The organism is Pseudomonas sp. NPDC007930 (assembly GCF_042958985.1).
Classification (GTDB): Bacteria; Pseudomonadota; Gammaproteobacteria; order Pseudomonadales; family Pseudomonadaceae; genus Aquipseudomonas.
The window spans coordinates 196558-221197 of record NZ_JBIBKC010000005.1; the positions used below are offsets into that span (position 1 = coordinate 196558).

Consider the following 24640-nt stretch of genomic DNA (forward strand, 5'->3'; position numbering starts at 1 on the left):
GAGCTTGCGAGCTAGACAACGTGAATGCCGTTCTGCACCCACAGGTGATGGGTCGGGTCCTCTTGCGGGGTGTATTGGGTGTAGGTCAGGCCGTCGGCGGTTTGCGTGCCGTCGGCGGCCCAACTGCCGCTCATGTGCACACTGTCGCCGGCGTTGCCCTTGATCAGCAGGGTGCTGCGGTCGGCCTCGGTGATCGCCACCAGGTCGGCCAGGCTGAGGGTGAGGTTCACCGAGCTGGTGGTGTTGAGGTCGAGCACTTCGATGTTGTGGATACGGCTGGCCAGGTTGCCCAGGTCGATGCTGGCATCGCCGCCGGCCCACAGCAGGGTGTCGGTGCCGCTGCCGCCGTCGATCGAAGCGAACTGCTGGTCGACGATGATCAGCGTGTCGTTGCCGGCGCCGCCATTGAGGGTGATGTGCCCACCTTGGCTGCCGTCGAGGGTGTCGTTGCCGTCGGTGCCCTGCAGCACCGCCTCGCTGCTGCTGGCGGCGGCCACGGCGGCGTGCGCGGCGCCGTCGTCGGCCAGCGCCAAGGCGGCGAAGCTTTGGCTGGCGAGGGCGGCGCCCGCCTGGTTGAGGCTGATGGTCAGGGTAGCGACGTCGCTGCTGCCGTTGGGGTGGGTCAGCTCGTAGGTGAACACGTCCTGGTGGCCGATCACGCTGCTGTCCAGGCCGCTGTTGAGGGTGTAGCTGTAGCTGCCATCGGCCTTCACCAGCAGGGTGCCGTAGGTGCCGCTGATGCTGGTGCCGTTGTAGCCGGGCACCACGTAGTTGCCGGCCACCAGCACGCTGAGCACGGTGAACGGCGAGCCGAGCAGGTCGGCGCCGCCGCCAGCGGTGTCGGTGAGCAGGTTGCCGGCCACCGGGGTGTAGCTGCTGACCACCTGCTGGCCGGCGTAGGTGGCGTGGTTGGAGAGGCTGGCGGTCACGCTGCTGAGCACGCTCAGGCCGCCGCCGCTGAGCTTGATCTGGTAGTTGCCCGCGGCCTGGCCGCTGAAGGTCGCGCCATAGCTGCCGCCGCCCAGGGCCAGCAGGTTGTTGCCGCTGTAGGTGCGCACCAGGTCCCAGCCGCCGCTGGCGTTCTGTTTGTACAGGCTCAGCGACAACCCGCCGAGCACGCTGAGCAGGTTGCTGGCAGTGAGGTTCACGGTCAGGTCGCTGACCGCGCCAGTGGCCACGCTGGTGCTCCAGGTTTGCGTGGCGCTGCCCAGCAGTGGCAGGTTGAGGGTGCCCAGCGCGGTGCTGCTGGTGACTTCCCGGGCGGCCAGGCTGATGGCCGTGCTGGCCACATCGTAGGTGGCGTCGACCACCGTGGCTGGCGCCGCCAGGTCGCTGTTGCTCCAGATTTCCGTGGCCTGGGGGCTGTCGATGCGCACATAGAGGGTGGCGGTGGCGCTCAGGCCGTTGGGGTGGGCCAGGCTGTAGCTGAACACATCGACCTTGCCCACGCTGCTGGCGCTGCCGTTGGGGGTGTAGGTGTAACTGCCGTCGGCGTGCAGGGTGAGGCTGCCGTACAGCCCTTGCACCACGGTGCCAGCGGCAGTGGCGGCGACATAGCTGCCGCCCTTGAGCACTGCCAACTGGGCGCCGTTGTCCGGGCCGGTGACATCGCGGCTGCCGTCAGTGCCCGGGTCGGTGATGACGTTGCCGCTCACCGCGGTGCCCACCCCGGTGAACTGGGTCAGGCTGGTGATGGCGGTCTGGAAGGTGGTGCTCACGGTGGTGAGCACGCCAATCCCGGTGCTGCTGACCACCAGGCGGTAGTCCCCGGCCAGCAGGGTGCCGATGTCTACCCGCACGCCCTGGCTGCCGAGCGCGACCAGGTCGAGCAGGCCGCCGCTGCCATTGACCGACAGGGTCACCCAGTTGCCGCTGGCATCCTTGACCTGCAGGGTATAGACCACGCCGTTGAGCAACGACACCAGGCTGCCGGCGCTGAGGGTCAGGGTGGGGTCGATGCTGTTGCCGGCGGCCACGCTGAAGGTGAAGGTTTTCGAAAAGCCGCTGAGCACGGTGGTGAAGCTGTCGGTGTAGGTGCGGCTGGTACTGACCGGGGTGAGCACCACCTGGGCGGTGGTGAGGTTATCGCTGGCCACCACCGGGGTGTTGGCGTCGATGTCTGGCGCGCTCACGCTGGCGGCACTGGAGAGGTTGCCGGCGGCGTCGCGCAGGGTCACGGTCAGGGCTTCGCCGTTGACCTGGGCGCTGCCCAGGGTGACCGAGAACACGCCATTGCTGGCCACCGTGGCGGTGCCGAGCACGCTGCCACTGGCGCTGCGCACGGTGACCGTAGCGCCGGCTTCGCCGCTGCCGGTCAGGCTCAGGCCGTCGGCGCCGACCACCAGGGCGCTGGCGGCGGCCGGCGGGGTCAGGTCCGGGGCGATCACGCTGGCTGCGGCAGAGACGTTGCCGGCGGCGTCGGTGAGGGTCACGCTCAGCGCCTGCAGGTTGATCTGCGCCGCCGCCAGCGCCACGCTGAAGCTGCCGTTGGCCGCCACCGTGCCGGTGCCGAGCAGGGCGCCGCTGGCACTGCGGATGGCCACGCTGGCGCCGGGCTCGCCGCTGCCGCTGACCAGCGTACCGCTGGCGTTGATCGCCACCGCGCTGGGCGCCGCGGGCGCGGTGGTGTCGAGGGCGGTGACGGTGCTGGCCAGCGAGGTGTTGTTGGCGCCGTCGACCAGGCGCACGCTGAGCACCTGGCCGTCGAGCTGGGCGCTGGGCAGGGTGATGCTGAAGGTACCGCTGGCGTTCACGCTGCCACTGGCGAGCAAGGCGCCGCTGGCGCTGTACACCCGCACGCTGGCGCCGGCCTCGCCGCTGCCGCTGAGCAACAGGCCGCTGGCATTGATCGCCAGCGCGGTGGCGGCGTTGGGTGGGGTGATGTCGGGCGCGCTGACGCTGGCGCTGGCCGAGACGTTGCCGGCGGCATCGGCCTGGCTGGCGCTGAGCAACTGGCCGTTGGCCTGGGGCGTGCTCAGCAGCAGGCTGAACGTGCCATCGCTGGCGACCACCGCGCTACCCAGCGCCGCGCCGTTGCTGCCGCGCACGGTCACGGTCGCGCCGGCTTCGCCCTTGCCGGTGAGCAAACTGCCGTTGGCGCTGACCGCCAGGTCGGCCAGGGCCAGCGGGGCGGTGCTGTCGGGGGCGAGGAAAGGGCTGCCCACCGAGCTCACGGCGCCGCTGCTGGCCACCACGTGCAGGGCCTGGCCGTTGAGCTGGGCGTTGCTCAAGTTCACTGAAAAGGTGCCCAGCGCCGAGGTTTGCGCGCTGCCCAGCGCGGTACCGGCGGCGTTATACACGGTCACCGTGGTGCCGGCTTCGGCCAGGCCGATCAGGTTCAGGCCGTCGGCGCTCAAGGCCAGCCCGGTGGGCGCGGCCACCACCAGCGCCGGCACGTTGAAGCCGACCCCGGCGTTGCTGTTGCCGGCCGTATCGGTGAGGGTCACCTGCAGGGTGCTGCCGCCGGCGGCGGCGCTGCTCAGGGTCACGATGAACGCGCCGCTGGCATTTACCGTGCCGCTGCCGAGCAGGGCGCCGTTGCTGCCGCGCACACTCACCGTGGCGCCGGCCTCGCCCACGCCTGCCAGTTGCAGGCGGTTGGCGCTCAAGGCCAGCAGGCTGGCTTCGGCCGGTGGGGTGGTGTCGGCGGCCGTATACAGGCTTGGCAGCGAGAGGTTGCCGGCGGCGTCGGCCTGCACCACGGTGAGCACCTGGCCGTTGAGCTGGGCGGCGCTCAGGCCCACGCTGAAGGTGCCGTTGGCGGCCACCTGGGTGCTGCCCAATTCCACCCCGCTGGCGCTGCGCACTACCAAGGTGGCGCCCGCCTCGCCGGTGCCGCTGAGGGTCAGGCCGTCGGCGCTCAGCGCGGTGGCCACTGGCGCGGCAGGGGCGGTGAGGTCCGGGGCGGCCAGGCTCAGGGCCGTGGAGGTGTTGTTGCTGGCGTCGGTGAGGGTCACCGCCAGCACTTGGCCGTTCTGTTGCGGGCTGCTCAGGGCCACGCTGAAGCTGCCGTCGGCGGCCACCGTGGCGCTGCCCAGCAGGGTGCCGTCGGGCGCGCGCACATTGACCGTGGCGCCCGCCTCGCCGCTGCCTTCGACCTGGCTGCCGCCCACGGCCAGCACGGCCACCGGCGGCAGCGGCGCGGTGGTGTCCGCCGCGGTCAGGCTGGCCAGGGCCGACACGTTGCCGGCGGCGTCGGTCAGGCTCACGCTGAGCCGTTGGCCGTTGCTTTGCGCCGGGCTGAGGCTGACGCTGAACGTGCCATTGGCGGCCACCACGCCGCTGCCCAGCAGGGTGCCGGCGGTGCTGTACACGTTCACCGTGGCGCCGGCCTCGCCGCGCCCGCTGAGCTCGCTGCCGGCGTCCAGCCGCAGGCCCAGCGCGGCGTCGGGCGGGGTCAGGTCGGGGGCGCCGATCGCCACCGAGCTGCTGATGTTGCCGGGTGGGTCGGCCTGCTGCACGCTGAGCACCTCGGCGTTGATCTGCGGCGGCAGCAGGGCCACGGCAAAGCTGCCGTTGGCCAGCACCACGGTACTGCCCAGCAGTACCCCGGCGGCGTTTTTCACGGTCACCGTGGCGCCGGGTTCACCGCTGCCGGTAACCAGCGCGCCGGCGGCGTTGATCGCCACGTTCAGCAGTGGGTCGGGGGCGGTCAGGTCGGGTGCGCTGAGGGTGGCGCTGGGCGATACGTTGCCGGCGGCGTCGGCCTGGCTGAGGGTGAGCAATTCGGCGTTGGCCAGCGGCGTGCCCAGCACCAGGCTGAAGCTGCCGTTGGCCGCCACCGTGGTGCTCCCCAGCGGGCTGCCGAGGCTGTTGTACACGGTCACCGTGGCCCCGGCTTCGCCGCGGCCGTTGATCGTGGCGCCGTCGGCGGCGATGCTCAGGTCGGTCAGTGAAGTGGGCGCGGTGGTGTCTTGGGCGACCCAGGGGGTGCTGGCGCTGACATTGCCAGCGGCATCGGTGAGGGTGACCGCCAACGCCTGGCCGTTGGCCTGGGCCGGGCTGAGGGTGACCTGGAAGCTGCCGTCTACCCGCACCGTGGCGCTGCCCAGCAGCGTGCCATCGGCGCCGCGCACGTTGACCGTGCTGCCGGCCTCGCCGCTGCCGCTGAGCAGCCCGCCGCCGGCGCTCAGGCTGAGCACGCTGGGGGCGAGTGGGGCGGTCAGGTCTGGCGCGTTGAGCGTAGCTGCCACCGACTCGTTGCCGGCGGCATCGGCCTGGGCCGCGCTCAAGCGCTCGCCGTTGAGTTGGGCGCTGTTCAATACCAGGCTGAAGCGGCCATCGTCGCCCACCTGCGCGCTGCCCAGCAGGCGGCCGCCTTCGCCGAGCACGGTGACCGTGGCGCCGGCTTCGCCGCGGCCGCTGAAGCTCACGCCGTCGTTGGCCAGGGCCAATTGGCTAAGGGCGCCGGGGGCGGTGAGGTCGGCTGCGGTGAGGTCGGCCGGCAGCGAGGCACTGCCGTCGCCGGCGCTGGCGGTCACGCTGAGCCGTTCACCGTTGAGCTGCGCGCTGCTCAGGTTGATGCTGAAGCGGCCGCTGCTGTCGGCCACGCCCTGGCCGAGCAGGGCACCATTGGCGCCGCGTACTTGCACGCTGTTGCCGGCTTCGGCGCTGCCGCTCAGGGCCAGGCCGTCGCTGCTCAGCGCCAGCTCGCTGGGGATGCTCGGCGCCAACGCGTCAGGGGCGGTTACGCTGGCCGGCGGCGAGCTGTTGCCGGCGGCGTCGCTGGCCACCACGGTCAGGGTGCTGCCGGCGTTGGTGGCGGTGTTCAGGGCCAGGCTGAAACGCCCGTTGGCGCCGACACTGCCGTTACCGACCACGCTGCCGTTGGCGTCGCGCACCACCAGTTGCGCGTTGGCCTCGCCGAAGCCGGCCAGGGTCAGGCCATCGGCGCTCAGCGCCAGGCCAGTGACCGCAGCCGGCGCGGTGCTGTCGCCTGCGTTCAGGCTGCTGGGGCTGGACACATTCCCCGCAGCGTCGGTGGCGGTCACGCTCAGCAACTGGCCGTTGAGCTGGGCGCTGCTCAGGCTGAGCTGGAAGCTGCCATCGCTGCCGGCCTGGCTGCTGCCGAGCAGGGCGCCGTTGGCGCTGCGCACCTCCACGGTGCTGCCGGCTTCGGCGCGCCCGCTCAGTTGCAGGCCGCTGCTGGCCAGGCTGAGGTCACTCGGCGCGGCGGGCGGGGTGAGGTCCGGCGCGCTGGCGCTGGCCCAGGCCGAGAGGTTGCCGGCGGCGTCGGCCTGGCGCGCATCGATCAGCTCGGCATTGAGCTGGGCCGGGCTCAGGTTGAGGCTGAAACTACCATCGCTGGCCACGCTGGCGCTGCCCAGCAGGGCCCCGCTGTTGCTGTAGGCGGTCACCGTGGCGCCGGGTTCGCCGTGGCCGCTGAGGGTGCCGCCGTCGGCGCTGACCGCGAGGTTTTGCAGCGGCGCCGGGGCAGTGATGTCCGGGGCTTGCACGGCCGCCGCCGGCGAGGTGTTGCCGGCCGCGTCGACCTGGTTCAGCGCCAGCGCCTGGCCGTTGGCCTGGGCCGGGCTCAGGGCCACGCTGAAGGTACCGTCGGCGGCGACCACGGCGCTGCCGAGCAGGCTGCCGTCGGCGCCGCGCACAGTGACCGTGGCGCCCGGCTCGCCGAGGCCGCTCACGGCGCTGCCGGCCGCGTTGATCAAGGTACCGGCGGGGGCATCCGGGGCGGTGCGGTCGGCGCTGGCGATCAACGCCTGGGCCGACGCATTACCGGCGCCATCGGTGAGGGTGACCGCCAGGCTGGCGCCGCTCAGTTGCGCCGCCGGCAGGGTGACCTGGAAGTTGCCGCTTTGGTCCACCACGCCGCTGGCCAAGGGGTTGCCGGCGGCGTCGCGCACGGTGACCGTGGCGCCGGCTTCGCCACGGCCGCTGAGCACCGTGCCTTCGGCGTTGAGCGTGAGGTTCTCGGCGGCGCTGGGCGGGGTGAGGTCGGGTGCGTTGAAGCTGGCCGGCAGCGAGGTATTGCCGGCCGCGTCGGTCAGGCTGGCGGTGAGCGCCTGGCCGTTGGTTTGCGGGCTGCTCAGGGTAACGCTGAACAGGCCGTTGGCGCCTACCGTGCCGCTGCCCAGCAGGGTGTTGCCGGCGCTGATGGTCACGCTGCTGCCGGGCTCGCCGCGGCCGCTGACGACACTGCCGCCGGCGCTGAAGGCAAGGCCTGCCGGTGCGTCCGGGGCGGTGCTGTCGGCGGCGGTGAGGGTCGTAGCGGTGGAGGTGTTGCCGCTGTCGTCGCTGGCGCTCACGTGCAGGGTTTGCGCGTTGAGCTGGGCCAGCCGCAGGTTCACCCGGAAGGTCCCGTTACTCAGTACCCGGGCGCTGCCCAGGCTGCTGCCGTCGGCGCTGAACACGGTGACGGTGCTGCCGGCCACGGCCACGCCGGTGAGGCTCAGGCCATCGGCGGCCAGCGCCAGTTGCGACGGCGCCGCCAGCTCGGTGCCGGTGAAGGTCACGCTGGCGGCCTCGGAGGCGTTGTTGCTGGCATCGATCGCCACCACCTCAAGCGCATCGCCGGCGTTGGCGGCGCTGCCCAGGGCCACGCTGAAGCTACCATCGGCGCCCACCGTGGCGGTGCCGACCACGCTGCCACCGGCGTTGCGCACCTCAACGGTGCTGGCCGGTTCCGCGCGGCCGGTGATGGTCAGGCCGTCGGCGCTGATCGCCACCTCGCTCGGCGCCTGCGGCGCGGTGCTGTCGGCCGCCTGAATGGCCGCGGCGCTGGAGGTGTTGCCGTTGAGGCTGGCGCTGACCTCGAAGCGTTCGCCGTTGGCATAACCCGGCAGGGCAATGCTGAAGCCGCCATCGGCGCCGCTGCTGCCGCTGGCGATCACGCTGCCGTCGGCGCCGCGCACCTCAACGCTGGCGTTGGCGCTGGTCACACCGGTGAGCAGGGTGGCCTCGGCATTGAGCAGCAACTGGCTGGGGGTGGCGGGCGCGGTGAAGTCCGGCGCGTTCACCGCGGTGGCGGCGGAGGTGTTGCCGGCGGCGTCGGCCTCGCTCACCGTCAAGGTTTGCCCGCCCACCTGGGGCGTGCTCAGGGTGAGGCTGAACACGCCGTTGGCGGCGACCGTGGCGCTGCCCAGCAGGCTGCCGTCGGGGCCACGCACGGTGACCGTGGCGCCGGCCTCGCCGCGCCCGCTGAGGACGCTGCCGTCGGCGCTGAGGGCCAGCGCGCTCGGCGCCGGCGGGGCGGTGACGTCTGCGGCGGTATAGGCGGTGCTGGCCGAGAGGTTGCCAGCGGCGTCGGCCTGGCGCACCTGCAGCACCTCGCCGTTGAGCTGGGCGGCATTCAGGCCCACGCTGAAGCTGCCATCGGCGCCCACCGTGGCACTGCCGAGCAGGGTGCCGCCGGCGCTGCGCACGCTTACCGTGGCGCCGGCTTCACCGCGGCCGCTGAGGGCCAGGCCGTCGCCGCTCAAGGCGTCGACCGTGGGCGGGTTGGGCGCGGTGAGGTCGGCCGCGTTCAGGCTGGCGGCGGCTGAGCTGTTGCCGCTGGGGTCGGCCTGGGTCACGCTCAGCGCCTGGCCATTGAGCTGGGCGCTGCTGAGGTTGACCACGAAGGTGCCGTTGGCCGCGACCAGCGCCGTGCCCAGCAGGCTGCCGTCGCTGCCGCGCACCGTGACGCTGGCGCCGGCTTCGCCGCGGCCGCTGAGCACCAGGCCGTCGCCGCTCAAGGCCAGCGCGGTGACCGCCGCCGGCGCGGTGTTGTCTGCCGCGGCCAGTGCCGCGGGCGGCGAAACATTGCCGGCGGCGTCGGCCTGCACCACGCTCAGGGCCTGGCCGTTGAGCTGCGCGGCGCTCAGCGCCACGCTGAAGCTGCCGTTCGCGGCCACCGTCGCGCTGCCCAGCTCAGTGCCGTTGGCATCGCGCACACTGACCCGCGCGCCGGGCTCGCCCTGGCCGCTGACTTCAAGCCCGCTGGCATCCAGGGCTAAGCCGCTGACCGCCGCCGGCGCCGAGGTGTCGGCGGCGGTGAGGCTGGCCTGGGCGCTGTCGCCGGCACTGTTGTTGGCGCTGACCGCCAGGGTTTGGCCGTTGTTCTGGGCACTGCCCAGGGTAAGGCTGAACTGCCCGCCAGCGCCGGCCTGGGTGGTGCCCAGCAGGTTGCCGGAGGCGTCGCGCACCTGCACGGTGGCGCCGGCCTGGGTCAGCCCGGTCAGCACCAGGCCGTCGCTGCTCAGGGCCAGGCCGCTCAGGGCCAGGCTGCCGTCGAGGTCCGGGGCGCTCACGGTGGCTGGGAGGGAGGTGTTGCCGGCGGCGTCGGTCAGCGCCACCTGCAGGGGTTGCCCGTTTGTCTGCGCCGTGGCCAGGTTGACCGCGAAGCTACCGCTGGGGTTGACCACCGCGCTGCCGAGCAGGCTGCCGTCGGCGCTGCGCACGCTCACCGTGGCGCCGGGTTCGCCGCGGCCGCTGAGCAGCAGGCCATTGCTGCTGACCACCAGGCCCGTGGCGGCGGCCGGGGCGCTGCTGTCGGCGGCGTTGACCGGGGTGGTCACCGAGGCGTTGCCATCGCCATCCAGCGCGACCACGTCGAGCACCTGGCCATTGGTTTGCGCGCTGGGCAGCGGCACGTTGAAGTTACCGTTCGCATCCACCGTGGCGGTGCCGATCACCGTGCCGCTGGCATCGCGCACCTCGATGGTTTGCCCTGGCGTGCCGGTGCCGGTCACGCTGTTGCCATCGCTGCTCACCGCGACGTTGGCGGGGGCTACCGGGGCCAAGCCGGTGGCCGTGGCCGCGGTGCTTTCAGAACGGTTACCGGCGGCGTCGGCCTGTTCCACGGCCAGCGTACTGCCCTGGGCCGCGGCGGGGGAGAGCGCCAGTTCGAAGGTGCCGTTGGCCAGCACCGTGGTGGTGCCGAGCAGGTTACCGGCGGCGTCGCGCACGCTCACCGTGGCGCCGGCTTCGCCGCGGCCGGAGAGCGAGGCGCCGTCGGCGGCGACCACCAGTGCGGAGACCGGCGCCGGCGCGCTGGTGTCGGCGGCGCTGATTGCGCTGGGCGCCGACTGCGTGCCGGCGGCATTGGTGGCCGTCACGTCGAGTGCTTCGCCGTTGAGCTGGGCGCTGTCCAGGGCCACGCTGAAACGGCCATCGGCGCCGGCGCGGCCACTGCCGATCACCCGGCCCAAGGCATTGCGGACCAGAATGCGCACGCCGGCGCCGCTCACCCCCGACAGGCTCAGGCCGTCGGCACTGAGCAGCAAGTCGCTGGGCGCGGCCGGCACGCTGAGGTCTGGCGCGTTGACCGTGGCATTGCCCGAGGTGTTGCCGGCGGCGTCTTGCAGGGTCACCTGCAACGGCTCACCGGCCTGTGGCGGTGGCGCCAGGTTGATGAGGAATCGCCCATCGGCGCCGACCACGCCGGTGCCCAGCACGCTGCCATCGGGCGCGGTGGCCTGCACGCTGGCGCCCATTTCGCCGCGGCCGCTGAGCTGGCCACCATTGGCGCTGACCGCCAGCTCGGTGGCCGGCGCCGGCGCGGTGGTATCGCCCTGGCCGGGGGCGGTCACCACCGGCGCGGTCACCTCGGCGGCAGGCGAAGGGTTACCGGCGGGGTCTACCGCCGTGATGCTGAGCACCTGGCCATTGGCTTGCGGCGCGGCCAGGGCCACGCTGAAGCCGCCGTCGGCGCCGGCCACGGCACTGCCCAACACATTGCCAGCGGCGTCGCGCACCTGCACCGTGGCGCCTGCTTCGGCGCGGCCGCTGACGCTGTTGCCATCAGCGCTCACGTTGAGTGAATCCGGGGCGGGGGGGGCGGTGGTGTCGGGGGCGCTGAGGTTGCCCGGCGGGGATTGGTTACCGCTGCTGTCGGTGAGGTCTACCGTCAGGTTTTCGCCGTTCTGCTGGGCGCTGGGCAGGCTGACCTGGAAGGTGCCATCGGCGCCCACCACCGCGCTGCCCAGCAGGTTGCCGGCGGCATCGCGCACGCTGGCGGTGGTGCCGGCTTGGCCACGGCCGCTGACGGTCAGGCCGTCGGCCGAAAGGGCCAGGCCAGTCGGGGCCTCCAGCCCGGCCGCGGCGCCGCCGCCCGCCCCGCCACTGCTGCCGCCACTGTTGGCCACCGCTGCCCCGGCCGCGGCGGCGCCACCGGCACCGAGCAGGCCAAGGCCGGCGATCGCCCATTCCGGGGTGGCGCTGCCGATCACCCCGGCGCCGGCCAGCAGTTCGTCGATCGAGGTGATTTCTTCGAAGGTAAAGCCGTTGAAGGCCTGGGTGTCGTACTGCGCTTGCCACAGGGTGCCGTCGTCGCTCTGGAACACCATGTCACTGGTTTGCCCGGCGGGGTTGCTGGCGAAGAAGTTGTTCACCGTGGTGCGCTCGCCGGTTTTCAGGGTGACCACCAGGTCTTGCCCGTTACGGGTCACGCTGGCCACTTGCTGGGGCGAAACCGGCATCCGCACCACGCCGGGGCCGTTCAGTTGCACATTGCCCCAGGTGGCTTGGGTCACTTGTTCGGTGGCTTTATCGGCGACGACGATATTGTCCATTATCACTCCCTGCCTTTTCCGGCTTCCTATGGGGAAACTTCCCGGAAACACCTTTTTGCAAAGTTGGATCCTTGGTCAGGTATAGCAGGGTGACTTTGCTTGGCCAGTTAATCAGGAGGCTAATGGTTGGGGTGCTAATGGTTGCGTCGGGCGGTGTTGCCGGGTGCCGATGGCCCTTCGCCCAGCAGCGCCGGGGTGCCGCGGCAGGGCCTCGCCAACGTTGCGTGGGCGAGCGGGCCAGAAGGCTATGTGTTGGTTTTGTTACGAATTATGTTGGGGTGCAGCCGAGCAACGCATGCTCCACCCACCCGCGCACACGCTCGGCTTCGGGCAACGCTTCGGCGAACATCACCCGGTACACCACCGGCGCGGCCAGGCGGTCGACCAGTTGCTCGGCGCTGGGGCAGGCTTCGCCACGGGCCAGGGCGCGGTCGACGATGCACTGCAATTGCCCACGCAGGATGTTCGAGCACTGGCAGCCTTGGTCGCTGGTCACGAAGTCCCGGATCATCGCCCGGCCTGGCGCCGAGCCGAGTTCGTCTACGTATTGCTCGGTCCAGGCGAGCAGGTCGCCGCGCAGGCTGCCGGTGCTGGCTGGCGGGGTGTCGGGGCGCAGCCGCTCGAGGCTGGCGTCGGCCAGCAGGCTGGCCAGGTCGCCCCACCGGCGGTAGAGGGTTGACGGGGTAACCCCGGCGCGGGCGGCGATCATCGGCACGGTGAGGCTCTCGCGCGGTTCGCTGGCCAGCAGCTCACGCACGGCCTGGTGGACCGATTGTTGCACGCGGGCACTGCGCCCGCCGGTGCGGATGGGTTCTCGAATAGCCATGCGTGCCACCTTATCACAAAGCGTTTGCGTTAAGCGGCGGAATGCGCGCACACTTCCGGTTAACGCAAACCTTTAGCTTTTATGGAAGCATGATCATGTCACCGCGGCTGTCCTTGGCTTACCTGGCCTTTATCCTGCTGTGCTTCTTGGCCGCCTCCAGCGCGCCCACGCCGTTGTACCCGCTGTACCAGCAGGCCTGGAGCTTTTCGCCGGCCATGTTGACGCTGGTGTTCGGCGTGTACGCGCTGAGCCTGCTGCTGGCGCTGCTGACCGTCGGCAAGCTGTCCGACCACCTCGGCCGGCGCCCGGTGGTCGGTGGCGCGCTGCTGCTAGAGGTGGCGGCGATGGGGCTGTTTCTCCATGCGCCGAACGTGGCCTGGTTGCTGGCCGCGCGCACGCTGCAGGGCTTTGCCACCGGCATGGCCACCAGCGCGTTGGGCGCGGCATTGATCGACCGTGACAAAACCAGCGGGCCGCTGCTCAACAGCGTCGCGCCGTTGCTCGGCATGGCCGCCGGCGCGCTGGGTTGCAGCGTATTGGTGGAGTACGGGCCGTGGCCGATGCGTTTGGTCTACGCGCTGATGGCGCTGCTGTTCGCCTTGCAACTGCTGGCGTTGCCGCGCCTGGGCGAGAGCGTGAGCCGCGCCCCGGGGGCGCTGGCCTCGCTCAAGCCGGCGGTGCAGGTGCCGCCGCAGGCACGCAGCGCGTTGTGGCGGGCGTTGCCGGTGGATGTCGCCTGCTGGGCGCTGGGTGGGTTCTTTCTCTCGTTGGCGCCCGGCCTGGTGCGCGCCACCACCGGGGTGAACAGCCACCTGTTGCCCGGGGCGCTGGTGGCCACCCTGACCCTGGCCGGCGCCGCCGCCATCTACCGCCTGCGCCAGCACCCGCCGGCCTGGGTGCTGGGCTTTGGCACGCTGATGCTTGGGCTGGGCCTGGTGCTGCTGTTGCTGGCGGTGCACAGCGGCCAGGCGGGGCTGTTCTTCATCGCCACCCTGGTTGCGGGGGCGGGCTTTGGCTCCGGCTTTGCCGGGGCGGTGCGCAGCGTGATGCCGCTGGCCCACGCCCATGAGCGGGCCGGGCTGATGGCGGCCTTTTATGTGCTCAGTTACCTGGCGTTCTGCCTGCCGGCATTGCTGGCCGGGCTGTTGGTCAAGCAGTTCGGCCTGGTGCCCACCAGCGAGGGTTACGCGAGTTTGTTACTGGCGCTGTGTATGCTGTCGGCGCTGGCAATGTGGCGCGTGCGCGGTGCGGCGCGTTCCAATGCCTGACCCCTAAGGCAACCTGAGCACCCAAGGACCATGAGTTCACAAGCCGGCCTGCTGCGCACGCGGCGTTTTCTTCCGTTCTTCATTACCCAGTCACTGGGGGCGTTCAACGATAACCTGTTCAAGCAGTCGTTGATCCTGGCCATCCTTTACAAGCTCGCCCTGGAGGGCGATCGCACGGTGTGGGTCAACCTCTGTGCGTTGCTGTTCATCCTGCCTTTCTTTCTGTTTTCGGCCTTGGCCGGGCAGTTGGGCGAGCGCTTCGCCAAGCACCGCTTGATCCGCGCGATCAAGCTGGCGGAGGTGGGCATCATGGCGGTGGGCGCGGCGGGCTTTGCCTTTGGCCACCTGGCGCTGATGCTGGCGGCGCTGTTCGCGATGGGCATGCACTCGGCGCTGTTTGGCCCGGTGAAGTATTCGATCCTGCCCCAGGCGCTGCACCCCCATGAGTTGGTGGGCGGCAACGGCCTGGTGGAAATGGGCACCTTCCTGGCGATTTTGCTCGGCACCATTGGCGCTGGCGTGCTGGTGAGCCATGAGCACTACGCCGGCGCGGTGGCGCTGGGCATCGTCGGCACCGCGCTGGCCGGCTTTGCCGCCAGCCAGTTCATCCCGCCGGCAGCGGCGGCCAACCCGGGCTTGGCGCTGGATTGGCACATCCCCCGGCAAACCTGGCGCACGCTCAAGTTGGGCCTGGGCCAGACCGAAGCGGTGTCGCGGTCGATACTCGGCAACTCGTGGTTCTGGTTCGTCGGGGCGATCTATCTCACGCAAATTCCGACCTACGCCAAGGATTGGCTGCACGGCGACGAAACCGTGGTGACGTTGATCCTCACGGTGTTTTCGGTGGGCATCGCCGCCGGCTCGTTGCTCTGCGAGCGGTTGTCGGGGAGCAAGGTGGAGATCGGCCTGGTGCCGTTCGGCTCGTTCGGCCTGACCCTGTTCGGCCTGCTCTGGTGGTGGGCCTCGGGCCATGTGCCGGCGGCGGCGGCGCCGTACGGCTGGCTGCAGGTGCTGGCGATCGGTTCGGCCTGGTGGGTGATGCTGGCGATTCTCGGCCTGGGGGTGTTTGGCGGCTTCTATATCGTGCCGCTGTATGCGTTGATCCAGTCGCGCACCGCCGAGGGCGAGCGGGCCCGGGTGATCGCCGCCAACAACATCCTCAACGCGCTGTTCATGGTGGTCTCGGCGATCGTCGCGATCCTCTTGCTGGCCGTGGCCAAGTTGTCGATCCCGCAGTTGTTCCTGGTGGTGTCGCTGATGAACATCGCCATCAACCTGTACATCTTCAGCATCGTGCCGGAGTTCACCGCGCGGTTCTTGATCTGGCTGCTCAGCCATTCGATGTACCGGGTCAGCCATCATGGCCTGCGCCACATCCCCGACGAAGGCGCGGCGCTGCTGGTGTGCAACCACGTGTCATTCGTCGACGCGCTGCTGCTGGCCGGTGCCATCCGCCGGCCGATCCGCTTCGTGATGTACTACCGCATCTTCAACATCCCGGTGCTCAACTTCGTCTTCCGCACTGTCGGCGCGGTGCCGATCGCGGGCCGTGGCGAAGACCTGGCGGTGTACGAGGCCGCCTTTGCGCGGGTGGCCGCGTACCTGGCCGCCGGTGAGCTGGTGTGCATCTTCCCCGAGGGCAAGCTGACCACCGACGGTGACATCAGCGAGTTCAAGGGCGGGGTGAACACCATCCTCAAGGCCAGCCCGGTGCCGGTGATCCCGTTGGCGCTGCAGGGGTTGTGGGGCAGTTTCTTCAGCCGCGCGCCGCACAAGGGCCTGTTCCGGCGCTGGTGGTCGAGGGTGGCGGTGGTGGCGGGGGCACCGCTGGGCAGCGACGAAGCCGTGCCCAGGGTGATGCGCGAGCGCGTGATGGCGCTGCGCGGCGAAGTGCGTTGATCAGTCTTTGAGGCGGCGGAAGAAGGTCGAAAGCAGCGCGCCACTGATGTTGTGCCACACGCTGAACAGCGCGCTGGGCACCGCTGCCAGTGGCGAGATGTGCGCCGCCGCCAGGGCGGCGCCAAGGCCTGAGTTCTGCATGCCGACCTCCAGCGCCAGCGACTTGCGCTGGGCCAGCGGCAGGCCGAACAGCCGCGCGGTGCCGTAGCCAAGCAGGTAACCGAAGCTGTTGTGCAGGATCACCACGGCCATGATCAACAGGCCGGATTCAGCGATCTTCGCCTGGCTGGCCGCCACCACCGCGCAGACGATCAGCACGATGCTGACCACCGACACCAGCGGCAGCACATCCACCGCCAGTTGCACCTTCTCGCCCAGCAGCCGCTGGGCCACTACGCCCAACACGATCGGCAGCATCACGAACTGCAGGATCGAGATGAACATCTCCCAGAACGACACCGGCATCCACGCCGAGGCCAGCAGCCAGATCAGCGCCGGGGTGGCCAGCGGGGCGATCAGGGTGGTGACCGCGGCAATCGCCACGCTCAGCGCCAGGTCGCCCTTGGCCAGCCAGGTCATCACGTTGGAGGAAGTGCCGCTTGGGCAGCAACCGACCAGGATCACCCCCACGGCGATTTCCGCCGGCAGGTGGAACGCCTGGCACAGCAGCCAGGCCACCCCCGGCATGATCACGAAGTGGGCCACGCAGCCCAGGCCAACCCGCCACGGTTGGCGGAACACCGCGGCGAAGTCATCGAGCTTGAGGGTCAACCCCATGCCGAACATCACCAGCCCCAGCAGCGGCACGATGGCCGCCTTCAAACCGATGAACACGCCAGGGTAGAAAAACGCCAGCACGGCGAACAACAGCACCCACCAGGCGAAAGTGTTGCCGACGAAGCGGCTGAGGGCGGCCAGGGCACGCATGGATGATCCTTATTATTGACGGTAAGGGCTTAGATGCCCTGCGGGGTTTCTTCGCCGCCCAGGGCTTCGAACAGCGCCGGGAGGAATTCGTTGAAGGTCAGCATCATCAGGGTGAAGCTGGCATCGAGCTGGCCAAGGGCCTCGTCGCCGCCGTCCTGTTCGGCCTGGTCTTGCAGCAGGTCTTCGAAGCGCAGGCGCTTGACGGTGAGTTTGTCGTCGAGCACGAAGGCGATCTTGTCTTGCCAGGCCAACGACAGTTGGGTCACCAGCTTGCCGGTGTTCAGGTGCAGCTGGATTTCATCGCTGGTCAGGTCCTGGCGCTTGCAGCGCACGATGCCGCCGTCTTCGCCGCTGTCGCGCAGCTCGCATTCGTCGAGTACGTAGAAGTCTGGCGCGGGCTGCTGGGCCTTGACCCAGTCGGTCATCACCGCGGTGGGCGCCATCTTCACGTTCAGCGGGCGCACCGGCAGGGTGCCGAGCACTTCGCGCAGGGTGGAGAGCAGGTCTTCGGCGCGCTTGGGGCTGGCCGAGTTGACCAGCACCAGGCCGGCCTTGGTGTCGATCGCGGCGAAGGTCGAAGAGCGGCGAATGAACGCACGGGGCAGGAAGGCCTGGATGATCTCGTCCTTGATCTGGTCGCGCTCCTTCTTGTAGACCTTGCGCATTTGCTCCAGCTCGATCTCGTCGACCTTCTCCTTGACCGCGTCACGCACCACGCTGCCAGGCAGGATGCGCTCTTCTTTACGGGCGCTGACCAGCAGGTAATCGCCGCTCACGTGCACCAGGGGCGCATCGGCGCCTTTGCCGAAGGGGGCGACAAAGCCATAGGTGGCCAGTTCCTGGCTGGCGCAGGGGCGGGCGGGCTTGCTCGCCAGGGCGTCTTCCAGTGCTTGCGGGTCGAAGGGGATGTCCTGGGTCAGGCGGTAGACCAGTAGGTTCTTGAACCACATGGGGCGTGCGTCCTCTTAATACATAAGGGGCGCATTATTCTCCGCAACCGGTGCCGCCGCCAACCTCTAAGGTGGCCAAACAGCCCTGCGGCTAGGTCTTTGAAAGCACTGCAAAATTATTTTGAAAAAGTGCTTGCCATAGGGAAACGCCCTCCGTAGAATGCGCGCCACACCGAGAGACGAAGGGTGATTAGCTCAGCCGGGAGAGCATCTGCCTTACAAGCAGAGGGTCGGCGGTTCGATCCCGTCATCACCCACCACTCGCTCACGAGGTGTATCGCGCAGCGGTAGTTCAGTCGGTTAGAATACCGGCCTGTCACGCCGGGGGTCGCGGGTTCGAGTCCCGTCCGCTGCGCCATATATAGAGCATCAGGTCCCACTGAACAATCTGATGCTTACAACGAAGGCGACCTTAGGGTCGCCTTTTTTGTGCCTGGCGCTTGGGCCTTTCACCCGGCGCTACCGGGCGAAAGGCCATCAAGGCCGCTCAACCCTCAGTCAACGTCCCCGCCCTGAAATCGCGCATCGCCTGCTCGATCTCTTCCCGGCTGTTCATCACGAACGGCCCGTACTGCATGATCGGCTCGCCCAGCGGCCGCCCGGCGATCAACAGCACCTTGGCGCCCGCTTCGCTACCCAGGCGCACCTCGCCCTGCTCGCTCAGGCGCAGCAGGCGCCCCGCCGGCACCGGCTGGGGGTGGCCTTCGAGGCTCAGGCTGCCTTCGTACACGTACAGCAACACCCGGTGCCCATCGGCCACCGCTGGGGCTACGGCGCCGCCGGCCGGCAGGTGCAGGTCTAGGTACAGCGGCTCGGTGTCTGGGCGTTGTACCGCGCCGGCTTGCTCCACGCCGCTGGCGCGCAGTTGGCCGGCAATCACCACCACCTCCACGCCGCCCTCCAGGCGCACCCGGGGGATCTCGGCCGGTGGGATGTCGCGGTAGCCCGCCGGGCCCAGCTTGGCCTTGGCCGGCAGGTTCAGCCACAGCTGGAAGCCGCGCATCACGCCTTCTTCCTGTTCGGGCATTTCGCTGTGGATCACCCCACGGGCGGCGGTCATCCATTGCACGCCACCGGCGCCGAGCAGGCCGACGTTGCCCATGTGGTCTTCGTGGCGCATGCGCCCTTCGAGCATGTAGGTCACGGTCTCGAAGCCGCGGTGCGGGTGCGCCGGGAAGCCGGCGATGTATTCATCGGGGTTGTCCGAGCCGAATTCGTCGAGCATCAGGAACGGGTCAAAGCGCTCGGGGCCCGGGCCGCCGAACACGCGGGTCAGGCGCACCCCGGCGCCATCGGAAGTGGCCTGGCCGATGTGGGTGTCGAGGACGGTACGCAAGGTCATGCAAACAGCTCCGGCTATATCACGGTGGTGACCATGCTACGCGGGGCGAGGGGCGGGCGGGGTGAAAAATCCTGCCGGTACCGATCGAAGGCTTCGATCGGTACCGCGGGCGGGAAAGGGGTTACTCGGCGATCTGCAGCTTGCGCGACTCGGTGTACACGTAGCGCACCTTCTCGTACTCGAACGGCGAGTTCAACTGGCCGTAGCGGAAGCTGTTGGTGTAGCGCTTGTCGATGCCACGCAGCAGGAGGATTTCCGGGTGGCGGCCGCTTTCCTGAGACACATTGAGGAAGTTGATCTGCGACTCCGCGCCGAAGTCGGCCAGCAGCCCGGTGGTGTCGCGCAGGTTCGACGGGCCGAAGATCGGCAGCACGATGTACGGGCCGTCGGGCACGCCGTAGAAGCCCAGGGTTTGCCCGAAGTCTTCGGTCTGCTTGGGCAGGCCGAGCTTGGTGGCTGGGTCCCACAGGCCGGCGATGCCGACCGTGGTGTTGACCAGCAGCCGGCCACCGACCTGCAGCGAGCGCTTGCCCTTGAGCTGCAGCGCCGAGTTGAGCAGGTTGGTCACATCGCCCAGGTTACTGAAGAAGTTGCTCACGCCGCTGCGCACGAAGCGCGGGGTGATGAACTCGTAGCCATTGACCACCGGCAGGAACACCCACTCGTCGAAGCGGTAGTTGAAGTGATACACCCGGCGGTTCCACGACTCGATCGGGTCGTACACTTCCAGCGCGCTGAGGGTGGAGCGCTCGAACTCGCGTTGGTCCAGCCCCGGGTTGAACTGCAGCTGCTTGAGCGGTTCCTTGAACCCGTCTGGGTCCGGCGCGCTGGCGGGCGCGGCCTGTGCGGCACCCGCGAACAGCAGGGCGGCCAGTAGAAGGTATTTCTTAGCCACGGAACCACTCCAGCATGGCGTCGGTGTTGACGCGGTAATTAAGGTTGCCGCAATGGCCGCCATAAGGGTAGACGGTCAGGCGGTCGCCAAAGGTTTTACGCAAGAAACCCAGGTCGCCCGGGCCGATGATCACGTCGTCGGCGTTGTGCATCACGGCGATCTTGGTGCTGCTGTGCAGGTAGTCCTTGATGCCGTACAGGCTGGCCTGGTCGATCAGTTGCAGCACGCTGCCGCCGTCGGTGCGCGCGCGCCACATCGGGATGACCTGGTCGGTCATGTAGCAGTCGAAATCGCACTGCATCGCCCGGCGCATGAACTGGGTCAGGCTGGTGCCCTCGCGGATCGGGTACTTCACCGGGGTGATCAGCCCACGCCGGTTGATCAAATCCGAGGTAAAGGCGATGTCGGCCGCCGAGAAGCGGAACGACACGCCGATCAGCATGGCCATCTGCTCGTTGCTCAGGTGCTGCTTGGACTGCTGGAAGTCGTACAGCAGGGCATCGTTGAGGTCGATGTAGCCCTTCTGCTGGAAGTACCGGGTGAGCTTGGCCAGCACCAGTTCATAGAAGGTGGTGGAGTTGTCGATGCCCTTGACCCGGGTTTGCACCAGTTTGTCGAGGTTGTTGATCGAGGTGTAGAGGTTCACCGGCGGGTTGAGCAGCAGCACCTTCTTGAAGTTGAAGCTGCGGCGGGTTTCATCCAGCTTGCTGACGAACGCGGCATCGAGCGCGCCGAGGCTGTAGCCGGTGAGGTAGAAGTCGGTGACCTGCAGTTTCGGATGCTGCGCGCGCACCGCTTGCATCACCCGGTAGAGGTCTTCGGCGTCTTCGGCGGTGATGCCCGGGGTGGCGAAGCGCGAGGCGGCGCTGATGAAGTCGAAGCTGGTCGGCGACGACAGTTGCACCACGTTGTAGCCGGCGTTCCAGTAGAGCTTCTTCAGGCTTTCGTTGATCGTGGAGTTGTACGCCGCGCCGGTGCCGGCGATCAGGAAGATCAGCGGCGCCGGCTTGCTTTGTTTGGCCAGGCGATAACGGAGTTTTTTCACCGCCCAGAAGTTGTCGGGCAGCACCTGCTCGCGCTCGGGGCGGATGTTCAGGGTGTAGTCGGCCTGGTCGATGTCTTCATCCAGCGGCAGCTTCGGGCGAAGGTCCGGTGGCGTGGTGGCGATGGTCGCCTCGAACGGGTTGGTCAACGGGTAGCCGTAGCTGGCCGGGTCGATGTCCTGGGCCTGGGCCGGGGTAAGTGCAAGGGCACCCATCACCAGCCCGCCGAGCAGGGCGGCGCAGCGCAAAGGTCGAAGCATGTGGAAGTTCCTGAGGCAAATGCTGCTGACTAGACAACGCCCCTAATGGCAAGTTGCCAATCCCGTACGGTGTTTTTTCTAGGGCGGGATTACCGCACAGAAGATACACCGAAAAGCGAGGCGGTATGTAGCGCTAAGCGGCCGGTTTTGTGACGCTTTTACTGCATTTTGCCGTGGGCCGAAACGGTGCGGCGGTGGGCGCCGGGGGGCCTTTTCAGCCCTGCGGTTGTGCAAGGCCCATGGGGCGGGGCTTTGCTGGCGTTGTGATGTCGTTCCCGGGTGCCTGGAGGTCGCGGCTGGATCAGGCTGCCCCCCGCAGTCGGCCGATGATCGGTCCGTCAGGTTCACTGGCACGCCGGACCACCAAGAAAACACACCATTACGCTCGGCGTGGCCGAGCCAGCCTTTTCGGGGAGTCAAGCATGAAATTCACACGTATTCTGGGCGCGGGCGCCGCGCTGGCGTTCGCCGTGAGCGCCACCTTCGCACAGGCCAAGACCGAGCTCAGCATCGGTTACGTAGACGGCTGGTCCGACAGCGTTGCCACCACCTTCGTGGCCGCGGAAGTCATCAAGCAAAAGCTCGGCTACGACGTCAAGCCGACCGCCCTGGGCGCCGGGATCATGTGGCAGGCCGTGGCCAGCGACAAACTCGACATGATGCTTTCGGCCTGGCTGCCGGGCACCCATGGTGAATACTGGAAGAAGTACGGCGACCAGGTGGTCGACTACGGCGCCAACTTCAACGATGCCAAGATCGGCCTGATCGTGCCGGGCTACGTCAAGGCCAAGAGCATCGAAGACCTGAAAACCGACAAGAGCTTCGACGGCAAGATCACCGGTATCGACGCCGGCGCGGGCGTGATGCTCAAGACCGACCAGGCGATCAAGGACTACGGCCTCGATGGCTACAAGCTGGTCGCCAGTTCCGGCGCCGGCATGACCTCGCAGTTGGAGCGTTCGGTGGGCCGCAAGCAGTCGATCGCCGTGACCGGCTGGGTGCCGCACTGGATCTTCGCCAAGTACACCGGCGACAGCGCCCTGCGCTTCCTGGATGACCCGAAAGGCGTCTATGGCGGCGCCGAGCACGTCGACAGCGTCGGCAGCAAGGGCCTCGAAGGCAAGGCCCCGGAAGTGGTGGCGTTCCTGAAGAAATTCCAGTGGAAAGACGCCGCCGAGATCGGCGCGGTGATGCTCGACATCCAGAACGGCAAGAAGCCTGAAGAAGCCGCCAAGGCCTGGGTTGCCGCCAACCCGGCGCGCGTGGCCGAGTGGACCGGTAAGTAAGCGTCAGGCCGCGCCTTCGCCCGGCACAGCCGGCCTCCCACCAGATTTGTGTAAGCCATTGATTTACGAGGCAACACAGAACCCGTGGGAGGCCGGCTGTGCCGGGCGAGGGGCCTTTCAGCCTTACAAGCCCGATCATTTCCCCGGCAGCGGCTCGAACAACGCTTCGATGTCTTCCGGCTGCCAGCGCCAGTCTCCAGTCGGCCCACCGTCCAGCACGCCCGCGGCCAGCGCGCTCTTTTCCTGCTGCAATTGGGCGATCTTCTCTTCCACCGTGCCGCGGGTGATCAACTTGTAGACGAACACCGGTTTGTCCTGGCCGATGCGGTAAGCGCGGTCGGTGGCTTGCTGTTCGGCGGCCGGGTTCCACCACGGGTCGTAGTGGATCACCGTGTCGGCGGCGGTAAGGTTCAGGCCCACGCCACCGGCCTTCAGGCTGATCAAGAACACCCGCTTGCGGCCTTCCTGGAAGTCTTTCACCGGCGCGCGGCGGTCGCGGGTGGCGCCGGTAAGCAGGGTGTAGTCGATGTTGCGCGCCTTTAGCTCGGCCTCGATCAGCGCCAGCATCGAGGTGAACTGCGAAAACAACAGAATGCGCCGGTCTTCGCTGGCCAGCCGCTCGAGCATGCCCATCAGGCTGTCGAGCTTGCCCGAAGAGCTGCCGCGCGCCGGTGCCTCGCCGGCCAGGCGCAGGTCGCAGCACACCTGGCGCAGCTTGAGCAAGGCCTCGAGGATGATGATCTGGCTGCGGGCGATGCCGCTGCGCTGGATCTGCTCGCGGACCTTGCGGTCCATGGCCAAGCGCACGGTTTCATAGAGGTCGCGCTGGGCATCGTTGAGCTCGACCCACTGGATGATGTCGGTTTTCGCCGGCAGCTCGGTGGCCACCTGTTCCTTGGTGCGGCGCAGCATGAACGGGCGGATGCGCCGGTTCAGGTGGGCCAGGCGCTGTTCGTCGTCGTGGCGCTCGATCGGCACCCGGTAGTCGGCGGCAAAGGCCTTGGCATCGCCCAGCCAGCCGGGCATGAGGAAATGAAACAGCGACCACAGCTCGCCCAGGTGGTTTTCCAGCGGGGTGCCGGTCAGGCACAGGCGCTGGCGCGCGTCGAAGCGGCGCGCGGCCAGCCCGGCCTTGCTGCCCGGGGTTTTGATGTACTGCGCCTCATCGAGCACCAGCACGTGCAGCTTGAGCCCGGCGATGTGCTCGATGTCTTTGGGCAGCAGGGCATAGGTGGTCAGCAGCAGGTCGTAGCCGGCCAGCTTGCCGAAGTGCTTCTTGCGGCCCACCCCCTGCAGCGCCAGCACCTTCAGCGACGGCGCAAAGCGCGCGGCTTCGTCGAGCCAGTTCGGCACCAGGCTGGTGGGCATCACCACCATGGCCGGGCGGTCGAGGCGCCCGGCCTGTTGCTCGCACAACAGGTGCGCCAGGGTTTGCAGGGTTTTGCCCAGGCCCATGTCGTCGGCCAGCACGCCGCCCACCTCCAGCTCGCGCAGGTTCTGCATCCAGTTCAGGCCGTCGAGCTGGTAGCCGCGCAGGGTGGCGCGCAGGCCTTCGGGCTGGGCCACCTGCTGCGGCGCGCAGCGGCGCAGGCGTTCGGCAAAGCGGCGCAGGCGCTCGCCACCTTGCCATTGCAGCTCAAGGCCGCTGAGGGCCTGCAACTGGCTGGCGTCCGGGGTGGGCAGGCGCACCCGCTGCTCGTTGCCGGCCAGCTTGTAAACATCGCCCAGCGCCGCCAGCACCGGCTTGAGCCGCCCGTAGGGCAGCGCCACCTGCTTGGCGCGGGCGTTCACCCCGGCCGGCAGCGGCACCAGCAGTTGCTCGTCGTCCCGGCGCCGCGCCAGTTGCTGCGGGCGCAGCCATTCGGGGTGCTGGCGCAGCACGTTGAGCAGGATCGGCAGCAGGCTCAGGCGCTGGCCGCCGACCACGATGCCCACTTCCAGGTCGAACCAGTCGCGCGCCGGGCCTTCGTCGATCACCGCGTACCAGCCCTGCACCGGCTCCAGGTCGAAGGCGAAATTCTCGGCGAACTCGATCTGCCAGCCCTGGGCGCGCAGCGCGGGGACGTCGCTTTGCATAAAGCGCAGCCAGGCGCTTTCGCCGGCCAGTTCGAGCAGCTCGCCGGCGCTTTCGGGCAGGGCCTTGCTTTGCCGGGTGGCGATCTTGAAGCCCAGTGCCAGCAACTGCTCGCGCAGTTGCCGCTCGGCGCCGGGCTGGCGCGCCAGGCGCTGGCGCTGGCCGGCTTCGTTCTCGATCAGCGGCCCGGGCTGGGTGGCGTGCACGAACTGCCCGGCATAGCCGAACGCCAGCGCGGCACGGTGCTGCACCTGGCGCTGCATGCGCCCATTGCGCGGCTCGAACGCGCTGAATTCGACGCTGCCCAGGCACAGCCGGGGTTGCGGCGGCGGCGCCTGGGGCAGGGGAGTGTCGGCCGTCATC

General features: G+C 68.9%; 11 protein-coding genes and 2 tRNA genes. 5 read left to right on the forward strand and 8 right to left on the reverse strand.

The genetic code is table 11. The features are described from left to right. Positions 1-11: 11 nt before the first annotated feature. The gene (locus ACFZCE_RS13540) at positions 12-11507 is read right to left on the reverse strand and encodes a BapA/Bap/LapF family large adhesin (protein WP_390939697.1); all 11496 of its coding nucleotides are present in this window, start codon (positions 11505-11507) and stop codon (positions 12-14) included. Positions 11508-11775: 268 nt separating this feature from the next. After that, the gene (locus tag ACFZCE_RS13545; RefSeq protein ID WP_390939700.1) at positions 11776-12333 is read right to left on the reverse strand and encodes a TetR/AcrR family transcriptional regulator C-terminal ligand-binding domain-containing protein; all 558 of its coding nucleotides are present in this window, start codon (positions 12331-12333) and stop codon (positions 11776-11778) included. Between the two features lie 95 nt (positions 12334-12428). On the opposite strand from ACFZCE_RS13545, the gene ACFZCE_RS13550 reads away from it, so the two are divergent. Continuing rightward, the gene (locus tag ACFZCE_RS13550; RefSeq protein ID WP_390939703.1) at positions 12429-13601 is read left to right on the forward strand and encodes an MFS transporter; all 1173 of its coding nucleotides are present in this window, start codon (positions 12429-12431) and stop codon (positions 13599-13601) included. A 30-nt stretch (positions 13602-13631) separates the two neighbouring features. Beyond that, complete coding sequence (locus ACFZCE_RS13555) at positions 13632-15500, forward strand: MFS transporter (RefSeq protein ID WP_390939705.1); 1869 nt, start codon at positions 13632-13634, stop codon at positions 15498-15500. On the opposite strand, the gene ACFZCE_RS13560 is transcribed toward ACFZCE_RS13555, so the two are convergent. Then, positions 15501-16427: a bile acid:sodium symporter gene (locus tag ACFZCE_RS13560; RefSeq protein ID WP_390939707.1), complete on the reverse strand. Its 927-nt coding sequence runs from the start codon at positions 16425-16427 to the stop codon at positions 15501-15503. It lies immediately after the preceding gene. Between the two features lie 29 nt (positions 16428-16456). Next, positions 16457-17377, reverse strand: a complete 921-nt coding sequence (gene rdgC, locus ACFZCE_RS13565; protein ID WP_390939709.1) for a recombination-associated protein RdgC — start codon at positions 17375-17377, stop codon at positions 16457-16459. Between the two features lie 184 nt (positions 17378-17561). On the opposite strand from rdgC, the gene ACFZCE_RS13570 reads away from it, so the two are divergent. Together ACFZCE_RS13570 and ACFZCE_RS13575 are read left to right on the forward strand one after the other, a co-directional pair. Further along, positions 17562-17637, forward strand: a tRNA-Val gene (locus ACFZCE_RS13570). A gap of 21 nt (positions 17638-17658) precedes the next feature. Beyond that, positions 17659-17735 (forward strand) — tRNA-Asp (locus ACFZCE_RS13575). A 129-nt stretch (positions 17736-17864) separates the two neighbouring features. On the opposite strand, the gene ACFZCE_RS13580 is transcribed toward ACFZCE_RS13575, so the two are convergent. The 3 genes from ACFZCE_RS13580 to ACFZCE_RS13590 all read right to left on the reverse strand — a co-directional run bounded on the left by ACFZCE_RS13580 (position 17865) and on the right by ACFZCE_RS13590 (position 20917). Beyond that, on the reverse strand, positions 17865-18719 hold the full coding sequence (locus tag ACFZCE_RS13580; protein WP_390939711.1) for a pirin family protein: 855 nt from the start codon (positions 18717-18719) through the stop codon (positions 17865-17867). A 121-nt stretch (positions 18720-18840) separates the two neighbouring features. Further along, complete coding sequence (locus ACFZCE_RS13585; protein ID WP_390939713.1) at positions 18841-19614, reverse strand: MlaA family lipoprotein; 774 nt, start codon at positions 19612-19614, stop codon at positions 18841-18843. Further along, a complete protein-coding gene (locus ACFZCE_RS13590; protein WP_390939715.1) occupies positions 19607-20917 on the reverse strand; it encodes a serine/threonine protein kinase in 1311 nt (436 codons plus the stop codon). Before ACFZCE_RS13590 ends, ACFZCE_RS13585 begins: the two co-directional genes overlap by 8 nt. A 422-nt stretch (positions 20918-21339) precedes the next feature. Between ACFZCE_RS13590 and ACFZCE_RS13595 the strand changes: the two genes are divergently transcribed. Next, a complete protein-coding gene (locus tag ACFZCE_RS13595; protein WP_390939717.1) occupies positions 21340-22203 on the forward strand; it encodes a glycine betaine ABC transporter substrate-binding protein in 864 nt (287 codons plus the stop codon). A 135-nt stretch (positions 22204-22338) separates the two neighbouring features. Here the strand turns inward: ACFZCE_RS13595 and ACFZCE_RS13600 are convergent, their stop codons facing one another. Next, positions 22339-24639 carry an SNF2-related protein gene (locus ACFZCE_RS13600; protein WP_390939719.1) on the reverse strand — a complete coding sequence of 767 codons (2301 nt, stop codon included), beginning with the start codon at positions 24637-24639 and terminating at the stop codon, positions 22339-22341. Position 24640: the final 1 nt, after the last annotated feature.

Excerpts from the sequence above, each read along its gene's own strand:
- ACFZCE_RS13540 (WP_390939697.1), bottom strand. The coding sequence starts at position 11,507 with ATGGACAATATCGTCGTCGCCGATAAAGCCACCGAACAAGTGACCCAA.
- ACFZCE_RS13545 (WP_390939700.1), bottom strand. The coding sequence starts at position 12,333 with ATGGCTATTCGAGAACCCATCCGCACCGGCGGGCGCAGTGCCCGCGTG.
- ACFZCE_RS13550 (WP_390939703.1), top strand. The coding sequence starts at position 12,429 with ATGTCACCGCGGCTGTCCTTGGCTTACCTGGCCTTTATCCTGCTGTGC.
- ACFZCE_RS13555 (WP_390939705.1), top strand. The coding sequence starts at position 13,632 with ATGAGTTCACAAGCCGGCCTGCTGCGCACGCGGCGTTTTCTTCCGTTC.
- ACFZCE_RS13560 (WP_390939707.1), bottom strand. The coding sequence starts at position 16,427 with ATGCGTGCCCTGGCCGCCCTCAGCCGCTTCGTCGGCAACACTTTCGCC.
- rdgC (WP_390939709.1), bottom strand. The coding sequence starts at position 17,377 with ATGTGGTTCAAGAACCTACTGGTCTACCGCCTGACCCAGGACATCCCC.
- ACFZCE_RS13580 (WP_390939711.1), bottom strand. The coding sequence starts at position 18,719 with ATGACCTTGCGTACCGTCCTCGACACCCACATCGGCCAGGCCACTTCC.
- ACFZCE_RS13590 (WP_390939715.1), bottom strand. The coding sequence starts at position 20,917 with ATGCTTCGACCTTTGCGCTGCGCCGCCCTGCTCGGCGGGCTGGTGATG.
- ACFZCE_RS13595 (WP_390939717.1), top strand. The coding sequence starts at position 21,340 with ATGAAATTCACACGTATTCTGGGCGCGGGCGCCGCGCTGGCGTTCGCC.
- ACFZCE_RS13600 (WP_390939719.1), bottom strand. The coding sequence starts at position 24,639 with ATGACGGCCGACACTCCCCTGCCCCAGGCGCCGCCGCCGCAACCCCGG.